Here is a 9,206-nt window from a genome sequence, read left to right as displayed (position 1 = left end):
CGCGTCCTGCTCCGCAGGAACGACGCGCCGACGCTACGCGTCGGTTTCAGCCCCCGCTCCGCGGGGGCTGGGCTCGGTCCCTCCGGGACCGAATCCGCTCCGCGGATCGAGTTGGGTCGTCGGTGCGGTGTCCCGATCGCTCCGCGATCGTGCCTCCGCACCGACTTGCCTTGGCTTTTCACGGCCAACATGACTGGGGTGCAAGTTAATTCGGCTAGCAGCAGGGGGGCGGCGGTCATTGCTCTACCCGACTGGGTGCTTGGTGACGGCTCGTCAGTTACGACTAGAACGTCGAGCCGTGCCAATCCTGTTGTGCCGCTGCTTCCTTGTCTCCAAAACTTTGGAGTATTCGAGTTCTGCCACTCCCCCGCATACCGGAGATGGGGCCAGGGGTGCGCGAAACGAGGCTGCCGCCGCACTGAGTTCAGCGGCCAAACCTCAGCCGTTTGATGGCCCGATGGTGCCGGGAGCGCGGACCAGATCGATGCCGTGCTCGGCAAGCGCAGCGGACACCAACTCTTCTTGTGTTGAGGGGAGTTGATCAGTGTTCAGTTTGGTGCGGACCTTGGCGAGCCAGGGACCGATCATGACACGGTCGCCGTCCACCTCGATCCACTCTCGGGCGCCGGGGGTGCGTCCCCACCGTGCCAGGAAGAGCCCGAGGATCTCGGTTGTCTGCGCGAACGTGCGCCGCCGCGATGTGCTCGGCCTGCCCGCGGCGTGCTCCTGGTCCAGGAGGGCGCGGTCGGGGGTGATTCCCCTGCGGGCGAGCAGGTCGCGCTGGCCGGGGTCAAGGTCGGGCCAGCTGGTGAGCTGGTGGTGCAGCCAGCTGCCCTCCTTCACTCCATGGATGACCGTGTCGCGGCGCAGCGTGCTGGGGTGGTTGCCGGCTTCCAGGTGGCGGCGCAGCAGATGGTGCTTGCGATGCCAGTCGGGGCCGTAGGGGAGTTTCCAGTCTGGGTCGAGGGCTGTGAGCTGGTTGTCGACTGTGGTGTGCACGGGCGCGGACTCGGGGTCCTGCTGGTCGACGGCCGGTACGAACAAATTGGATTTCGCGCAGACGGATGCCGCGCTGGTGCGGCCGCTGAGGTCCGGTCCGTGGCCGCGCAGGTCAGTTCCCCGCTGAACGGCGGGTGAATACGTTCCTCCAACGCCCGTGAGGCGGACCGAACGAGGAGGCAGGCCTGTGAAGGAAAGCCAGTCTGATACGTGCGTGATAGGGGCGTATGCCGGGCTGGCGGTCGCCGAGGCCTTGGCGGAGTGGAATCTGCCGTACACGCACATGGACCGGCACACCGGGCCCGGCGGCATCTGGGCCATCGACAACCCCGGCAGCCCGATGTACGAGTCGGCCCACTTAATTTCCAGCAGGACCCTGTCGGGGTTCGGCGGTTTCCCGATGCTCGACCACTTCGCGGACTACCCGCCCCACCGGAAGATCCTGTCGTACCTGCGGTCCTTCGCCGACGCCTAGGGGCTGACGGACCGCATCCAGTTCGGCGTCGAGGTGGAAAGAGTCGAGAAGAACGCGGACGGCACCCGGACGGTCACCCGGGCCGACGGGCGGGAGAGCGTGCGCGGGCAGGTCGTCGCGTGCACGGGCTCGCAGTGGCATCCCAACGTCTCCTAATTGCCCGGTCAGTTCAGCGGGCCGGAAGAATTGCACCTCGGCGGCGTCGGTACGGGCGGGAAGCCGGTGGCGCCCATGCTCCGGCGCCGCCGCCGACGACGGACAATCGCCGGTCGGCCAGGCTGCTGCTTGTGGCCCACCCTTCTCTGCCGCACAGTGTTCTGCCTCCGCGAGGGCCGTTGATCCGCCCCATGGCACTGACCTGCCAGAACGACTCGGTGCGCAGCTCGGGCGTGGTCCGGCGGCCCACAGGTCAAGAGGGGATCGCCCTGCTTGATGAACGACTGGTTCATTTCGGCGAACCGACGCTTCCACCTCTCACTGTCCCGGCAACACCGGCGACTTTGTCACTCGATTGACTTTGTCGTTCGACATAGTCCATAGTGGTGCCGTCACCGAGCCCCGGACAGGACAAAGCTTCCCGATGAGCACCACCTCATCGCGTTTGTCGACGTTCCCGGTGTGCAGGCACGTCCCGACACGACAGGAGTCATCCCATGAGCGGACATGATCGCCGTGGCCTACAACGACGAGGCCACCGCCAAGCAGGTGCTGGCCGAATTGCACGCCCTCAAGACCGAACACTCCCTGCACCTCGCCGATGTGGTTCTCGTCACCCGCGACGAGCAGGGCAAGGTCAAGATTCACTCCTCGGGCAACCCGGTGGTCGACGGTGCGGTCTCCGGCGCGATCTGGGGTGGCCTCATCGGGCTGCTCCTGCTCCAGCCGCTGCTGGGCGCCGCGATAGGCGCCGCCACCGGCAGCGTCACCGCAGCCGCGTCCGAGGACGAGGACGACAACACGGCCTTCATCAACCAGCTCGGCCACCGCCTTCAGCCCGGCGGCGCCGCCGTGATCGCCCTGATCATCGATGTCACCGAGGAAAAGGTGCTGCCCCGGATCGCCCCGTACGGCGGTGACCTCCTGCACACCTCACTGACCCTGGCCGAGGAGCAGAGGCTCCGTGGCTTTGTCGATGACTGGGAACAGCATGTGTCGATGAGTTCTGACAGCGGTTTCTGCTCCGTGGGTTCGAGAATGTCGGTGAGTTTTGACACCGCCTCAGGTTGCTCGGGCCTCCTTCCTTGATCGGTCTTCGAAAGAGCCTCGGCCCACAACTTGGGTCAAAAGTGCGTGGCGATCCCGAAGACGCGGCGGAGCTGCGCCATGTCGTGCCGATCGCGTTCCGATGGTTCGTATCCCTGGTGGAAGTAGACCTGCTGCTCGGCGGACAAGCACGGGACGGGCGTCCCCTGGACGGTCCCGGTCACGAAGCATGCGGAGGGATAGACGAAAGGACGCTGCGGATCGGGTGACGCCTGCACCGCTGAGCCGTCGTCGGAGAAGACCAGCGGATGAAGGTCAATCTCTCGCCCGTCCGGGGCCGTCACGACGAATCGGATGGGCCTCCAGTCCAGGCTCTCCACGAAACCTTCCGCCGAGAGGGCCGCCAACGCAGCGGCTTCCTGGTCTTGCCGGTGCATCAAGTCCAGGTCGCGATGGTCCCGGGTCTGCTCACCGAGCAGAGCATCGATCCCCCATCCTCCACCGACCCAGACATCCACCTTCGCCCGCTGCAACAGGGCCAGGACGAACAACACGTCATCAGCTTTCATCACCCGATGCAGGCTAGAAGCGCCCGCCTCGGGCAGCGAATGATTTCCTTTGGGCCCGACAGGACAGGCTCCTGTCGAAGAGAGCTCGTTGTGATCGTCAGTCGGAGTGCTGCTCGGCCCTGGCTCGGGTCTGGGCGAGGCGGAAGGAGTCGGTGCCGGTCTCAATGATGTTCCCGCCGAAGGTGAGACGGTCGACAATGGCTGCGCAGAGCCGGGGGTCGGTAAACGTTTTTGTCCACCCTCCAAAACTTTCATTGGAGGCGATGGCGACGCTGTTCTTTTCCTCCCGTTCGGTGAGAACTTGGAACAGCAACTCGGCGCCCCGCTTGTCGAGTTCCATGTATCCGAGTTCGTCGATCGCGAGGAGATCGACGCGTCCGTAGCGGGCGATCGTCTTGGTCAGGACCTTCTCGTCGGCGGCCTCGACCAGCTCGTTGACCAGCTTGGTGGCCAGGACGTACTTCACCCGGTAGCCGGCCATCGCGGCCTCGGTTCCGAGCGCGATCAGCAGGTGGGACTTCCCGGTGCCGGAGTCTCCTATGAGACAGAGCGGCAGGCCCTTCTTCACCCATTCGCAGGATGCGAGGGTGTGGATGACGGCCGGGTCGATGTTCGGGTTGGCGTCGAAATCAAATTGCCGCAGAGACTTTTCTCGGGGAAAAGAGGCGGCCTTGATCCGGCGCTCGGAGCGTCGGCGGGCCCGGTCGTCGCACTCGGCCAGCAGCAGTTCCGCGAGGAACCCGCGGTAGGTCATCTGGCCCTTGGCCGCGTCTTCGGCGATGTCGGCGAACTGGCCCCGGATCGTGGGCAGTCGCAGGGCTTTGCAGGATGCCTCGATGGCCGCGTCGGCGGCCTGCTCGGTCAGTCCGCGGTGGCGTTTGACGGTCACGGCTCTTCTCCCTCGGGTCGGGGCCGGCCGCCCGGCCGGCGTCGTCGCAGTAACTGGTCGTAGACGGCCACCGAGGGCAGCGGCCGGGTGTCCGGCGGCAGGTGCGCCAGTCTCCGCTCGGTCAGGGAGGTGACCTTCGGATGCCCGAACCGGTCGGACTCCGGCCCTTCCGGCAGCACCGCCGGGGCGGTGGTGTCGTCGGCCTCCGCTGCCTTGCGGGCCTCCAACGCGACCGCGTCCGAGGTCATCGCTCCCGCCCGCAGGGCCGCGGCGAGTCCGGCGACCAGGTGCTCGTGGGGCATGTGCCGGCCCAGCAGCAGGACCTCGATCAGTGCCCGGGTGCCGTCCCGGTCGCCGTGGGCCTTGCAGGCCGCTGCCCACCAGGCGTCGTGGACCGGGGTGAACTTCCCCGCCGAGCGGGCCTGTTCCAGCGCGGTCGAACCGGGCAGCGCTCCCGGTTTGCGGATCAGTGCCTCCAGATAGTGGTCCAGCACCAGACGCGACCCAGCCTTGGTCATCAGCCGTTCGTGCCGGGCGACTTCGACGCCGTCGTCGTAGACCACCAGCTCGGAGGCGTGCAGCATCACGCGCACCCGTCTTCCGATCAGCCGCACCGGCACCGAGTAGTGGTTGGTGCGGACGCTGATCTGGCCGTAGCGGTCCACCCGCAGCGCGAACAGCCGGCCCGTCTCGAATGGCTCCGTCGGCAACGGCTTCAGCAACGGCTGTTCCGCGGCGAAGTACTCGCCGACCGTCCGCGGGCGGGAGCGGATCCGCCGGGCGTCGTCCTCCTCGTCCCAGCGGTCGACCATCGCGTTCAGTTCGGCCAGCGAGCCGACCTCGGGAACGGGGACGAAGTGGTTGCGGCGGAAGTAGCCGATCTGCCCCTCCACCCCGCCCTTCTCGTGTGCTCCCTCGATGCCGGGACGGCAGTAGAAGACCTCGATGCCGAAGTGCGAGCGGAACGCGGTCCACCGTTCCGTCTCCACCCGGGCCCGGTTGAAGCCCAGCACCTGGGCGACGGCCGAGTTGAGGTTGTCGTAGCGGACCTTGCCGGTCGGCACCCCGCCCAGCACGCTGAGAGCGTGAACATGCCCCTCGAAGAACGCCTCCTGGCCGCCGGAGGCGGACACCCGGTGTACCGCCTTGCCGGAGTACGACAGACGGAAGGAGAACAGGCTGCACTTGACCTGCTCACCGGCCAGACGGATCGTCACATCCCCGAAGTCGACCTCCGCCTCGGCTCCCGGCCGGTGGGACTGCGGCACGAACGCCTTCGCGATGCCCCGGCCCGCCGCGATCCGTATCTCCTCGCGACGTACCGCGACGTAGGCGCGGACGATCCCGTAGGTGATGTCGGCCGCGCCATGCTCGGCAACCAGCCGGTCGAAGATCCGCTTGGCGGTGTGCTGCTGTTTGCGCGGCGCGGTGAGATCCGCCCGCAGCATCTCGTCGACCAGCCCCTTGTACGGGTCCAGCCGCGTCCTGCGCGGCGGAAGCTTCTTGCGCGGCTCCGGCCAGACCGAGGTCAGAGCCTTCTGCATCGTGCGGAAACCCACCCCGTACTTGTGCTGCAAAGCCCGGTTCGACAGACCGGCCCGGGAATCACGACGGATCGCCGCGTACAGATCAACTTTGGACTTCGGCGGCATCCATGCCCCCTCACCACGCGGTGCACTTCGATGGTCCCACCGCAAGCACCAGGGTGGTGTCAAAACTCAGCGATACCGCTCTCCGATGAGGCGGGGTGGTGTCGTCGCTGACCGACAGGCGGTGTCACTACTCACGCACACAGCCAGCTCCGCGACGCGATCAACCCCCAGCCCGCCAGGACCGGCGAACCGACTGCCTGATCCCGCCCCGGGTGGCGTCACACCGCTGCTGACGCCACCCGAACCACTCCATGGCTACCCAGCGATTCGGGCCGTGTGTTTTTCGCGTCCCCGCAAGAGGGCCGCTGACCTCCGGGCCCGGCCCTGGCCACGCTGCGCGACACCACCAGCCCCGCTCGGCCCACCAGCACCTCACCGGTCGTACTCGTCGAGCCTGGCGGCTCCACTCCGGGCCGAGCGTGCTGCCGGCCTCGCCCGCGACCGGGAGGCCGTCGCGGGCGAGCTCAGGCGGTGCTCGTAGCGCTTCTCCGTCAGCAGGTCGAGGATCTCCGCCAGGGTCCGGGCCGGGATGCGGTTGGCACGGGAGGGGCCGCTCCCGTCGTACATCTCGAAGTTCTCCAGCGACACTCCGTACCGCCGGCTCAGCACGTCCCGTACGACCGCCGTGCCGCCCTCGAACGTGGCGGGCTGCCCGGCGCGCAGCGCGGTCATCCGCAGCAGGGTCTCGGCGATGTTGTTGCAGCGAGAACTTCCTCTCCCTGCCCCACCTCATCGCGGGCACCGACCGGATGGGTGTGCTCCCTGAGCGTGCCGCCCGTCTGGCTCCTTCCGGCAGCGGCACGACCGTCGTCGACCTGCCTTTCGGGATGGGACCGCTGGTGGAATCACTGTTGCGGCACCCCCTGCACGAACGCGACCCCGCCCCCATCTGGCTGCGCAAGATCGCGGCCGAGGCCGGCCACCTCGTCGCCGCGAGCCACGGCAGAGACCGACCACCGCGACCTCAGCCGCAGAAGGAGTGCCGGAAATCGTGACCTGATCGAACGATTCATTCACTGGACTAAGTCGCTATGATGTCTTCATGGCTCATGTTTCTGCGGCAGAGCGCCGTCCTCAGCTGATCAAGGCCGCCATCGACCTCATGACGAGGGAGGGCGTGGCTGCCGGAAGCACCCGTGCCATCGCGGCCGAGCTGGGCGTGGCCCAGGCGACGGTGCACTACACCTTCGGCACCAAGGAAGACCTGTACCGGGCCGTCATGGAGCAGCTCACCCATGATCTGATCGCACAGGTCGAACGGGCGGCGCCCGCGGACGCCGGCTTCGAGGAGACGGTCGCGGCACTCGCCGCCGCCCTGTGGCAGACCCTGCGCGAGCAGCCGACCACCCACCAGCTGCTCACCGAACTGTCCATGCTCGCGCTCCGGACACCACGGCTGCAGGAGGCCCTCGAGGGCCACTACCGCGAGGTGACGGCCGTGACGACAAAGCTGGTGACCGAGGCGGCCGAGCGCACCCGTCACCAGCTCGCCCAGCCGGCCGAGACCCTCGCCCGGTTCTTCCTGGCCGGCTTCGACGGCCTCTCGGTGCAACATCTCTCACTGCCCGACGAAGAGGCCGAGCTCACCTGTCTGCAGGCCCTGGTCTCCGCTGTCGTCGCTCTCGCCGGAGGCCGAATGGAGTTCGTGACCCTGCCGAAGAGCTGACAGCAGGGCGGAACAGGCCGGCCTCGCCCTTGTCGCGGTTACCCAGCGATGAGCTCCGGACGTCGGCCGGCCGGAAGGTGCCAGGATCCGCGGTGCGGGGCCGGTCGTAGACCTCCGGTCCGGCGGCGTCATCTCTTCGCCGGAGCAGCGTCTGCGCCCCGTGGCCAAGGCAACCGGCCCTCAACGCCCAGGCAGCCGCTGCCCCTGACATCGGACAGGGGCAGCGGCTGTTCCGCGCGGTCGGGACGGTGTCTTCAGACCGTCGGCACGCGTCCGGGCTGCGGTTCGTTGGTGGCCTCGCCACTGGCCACCGTCATCCTCAGCAGGGGCAGCGAGGCGAGGAAGGTGCCGATCGCCAGGACGGGGCCCAGTACGCCGGCCCCGGCACCGTCGAGAACGGCGCCGACGGCCAGCGGTCCGACGCCGGTGCCCAGCGCGCCCGCGCCGCTGAGGGAGGCGACCAGGCGGCCGGTCGGGTCGATGAGTGCCGCGGCGGCGAGCATCTGCACCAGGACGGCCAGTTGGCAGGCCTGCCAGAGGACGGCCGCGACGGTGAAGAGCACGGGGTCGTGGGTGAAGATCAGGACCGCCATCGCGAGGGCCTGCGCCGCGACGAAGACGGCCATCGACCGCATACGCCCGAAGCGCCGCGCCGCCACCGGACCCACCACCGCGCCGACGAGCGCCACGACGCTGGAGATCGCGAGGACGGCCGACACGGCGGAGTGGGACATGCCGGTGTGCTGGCGGCCCAGGACCGAGGCGTACGACCACGCGCCCTGGGTGACGGCCCACAGGAGCCCGGTGCCGGCGAGCAGCACGACCGACGGTCTCGCCGGGGCCGCCCCTCGCGTGCCGGCGGAGGCTGCGCCCGGTGCCGTGGGACCGGCGGGGCCGTCGGGGAGTCGGCGCAGCAGCGGCCAGGCGAGCAGACAGCACAGTGCCATGAGGAGGAAGCCGGTGCCCTCCCCCAGGCCGTGGTTGGCCGCGGGGACGCCCATGATCAGCAGTGCGGTCACGCCGACCACGCCGCAGATGGTGACGGCGGAGGCCTTGTCGGCGTCGTCGGTGGCGGCGAGCGCGGCCGTGGCCGCTGCGTAGACCGCGCCGAGCCCCGCGCCGATGACCAGGTTGGCCAGGACCAGGGTCACCGGGCCGGTGGCCGCCGTCGCTCCCAGGAAGCCGGCTCCCGCGAGCGCCAGACCGAAGCGCGTCATCAGCACCCGCCCCGGTCGTGCGGCCCGCTTGGCCAGCAGCAGGGTGACGATGGCGGTCGCCATCAGCTGGGTCGCGGCGACGAGTCCGGCGGCGGAGTCCGACAGCGCGAAGCGTGAGGCGAAGTCGTCGACGAAGACGGGCATCACGTTCGCTCCGCCGTTGCCGAGGGTGACTCCGGCGATGAGGGCGACCGCCACGCCGAAGGTCAGGGCGGAGCCGCTGCGCGCGTTCACCGGCCGCTCCTCTGCGGGGAGTTGGGGACTGCGACCGTTCCCCGGCGGCGCGCCGAGTGTGCGACAAGCATGAGGGCCTCACGAGTTCAGGAGGGGCGGGAGACGTTGCGAAAGAGACAGGGCCACGAACGTGGGGGGGTGTCCGTGGCCCTGTCGGTCAGCGGGGTCGGCGGGGTGTGGGGGGGGGGGGGGGCCCCCCCCCCCCCGGGGGGGGCCCCCCCCCCCCCCCCCCCCCCCCCCCGCGGCGGGGGGGGGGGGGGGCGCCCCCCGCCCCCCCCCCCAAAAACCCCGCCCCCCCCGGG

At 69.0% G+C, this 9,206-nt stretch carries 7 protein-coding genes and 2 pseudogenes; 3 read left to right on the top strand and 6 right to left on the bottom strand.

Going from position 1 to position 9,206, the window contains the following annotated elements; all coding sequences use genetic code 11:
• Positions 1–438 precede the first annotated feature (438 nt).
• Complete coding sequence (locus ACFZDA_RS17675; RefSeq protein WP_391081680.1) at positions 439–1,044, bottom strand: hypothetical protein; 606 nt, start codon at positions 1,042–1,044, stop codon at positions 439–441.
• Between the two features lie 142 nt (positions 1,045–1,186).
• Between ACFZDA_RS17675 and ACFZDA_RS17670 the strand changes: the two are divergent.
• Together ACFZDA_RS17670 and ACFZDA_RS17665 are read left to right on the top strand one after the other, a co-directional pair.
• Positions 1,187–1,627, top strand: a pseudogene (locus tag ACFZDA_RS17670) (NAD(P)/FAD-dependent oxidoreductase); the annotation flags it as partial.
• Positions 1,628–2,137: 510 nt separating this feature from the next.
• Entirely contained in the window at positions 2,138–2,719 is a 582-nt protein-coding gene (locus ACFZDA_RS17665) for a DUF1269 domain-containing protein (protein ID WP_391081677.1), read from the top strand.
• Positions 2,720–2,754: 35 nt separating this feature from the next.
• On the opposite strand, the gene ACFZDA_RS17660 is transcribed toward ACFZDA_RS17665, so the two are convergent.
• The 4 genes and pseudogenes from ACFZDA_RS17660 to ACFZDA_RS17645 all read right to left on the bottom strand — a co-directional run.
• Positions 2,755–3,246, bottom strand: a complete 492-nt coding sequence (locus ACFZDA_RS17660) for a nucleotidyltransferase domain-containing protein (protein WP_391081748.1) — start codon at positions 3,244–3,246, stop codon at positions 2,755–2,757.
• 97 nt (positions 3,247–3,343) lie between these two features.
• A complete protein-coding gene (istB, locus tag ACFZDA_RS17655; RefSeq protein ID WP_391081675.1) occupies positions 3,344–4,135 on the bottom strand; it encodes an IS21-like element helper ATPase IstB in 792 nt (263 codons plus the stop codon).
• Entirely contained in the window at positions 4,132–5,787 is a 1,656-nt protein-coding gene (istA, locus tag ACFZDA_RS17650; RefSeq protein WP_391081672.1) for an IS21 family transposase, read from the bottom strand. Before istA ends, istB begins: the two co-directional genes overlap by 4 nt.
• Positions 5,788–6,184: 397 nt before the next feature.
• Positions 6,185–6,486 (bottom strand): annotated as a pseudogene (locus tag ACFZDA_RS17645) (D-alanyl-D-alanine carboxypeptidase); the annotation flags it as partial.
• A 343-nt stretch (positions 6,487–6,829) separates the two neighbouring features.
• On the opposite strand from ACFZDA_RS17645, the gene ACFZDA_RS17640 reads away from it, so the two are divergent.
• Entirely contained in the window at positions 6,830–7,453 is a 624-nt protein-coding gene (locus ACFZDA_RS17640; protein ID WP_391081670.1) for a TetR family transcriptional regulator, read from the top strand.
• Positions 7,454–7,707: 254 nt separating this feature from the next.
• On the opposite strand, the gene ACFZDA_RS17635 is transcribed toward ACFZDA_RS17640, so the two are convergent.
• A complete protein-coding gene (locus ACFZDA_RS17635; protein WP_391081667.1) occupies positions 7,708–8,904 on the bottom strand; it encodes an MFS transporter in 1,197 nt (398 codons plus the stop codon).
• Positions 8,905–9,206: the final 302 nt, after the last annotated feature.

This window comes from Streptomyces sp. NPDC007991 (genome assembly GCF_042958445.1).
GTDB lineage: Bacteria > Actinomycetota > Actinomycetes > Streptomycetales > Streptomycetaceae > Streptomyces.
Note: the sequence above shows the minus strand (reverse complement) of the source record. Positions and strands in the feature narration are given on the sequence as shown.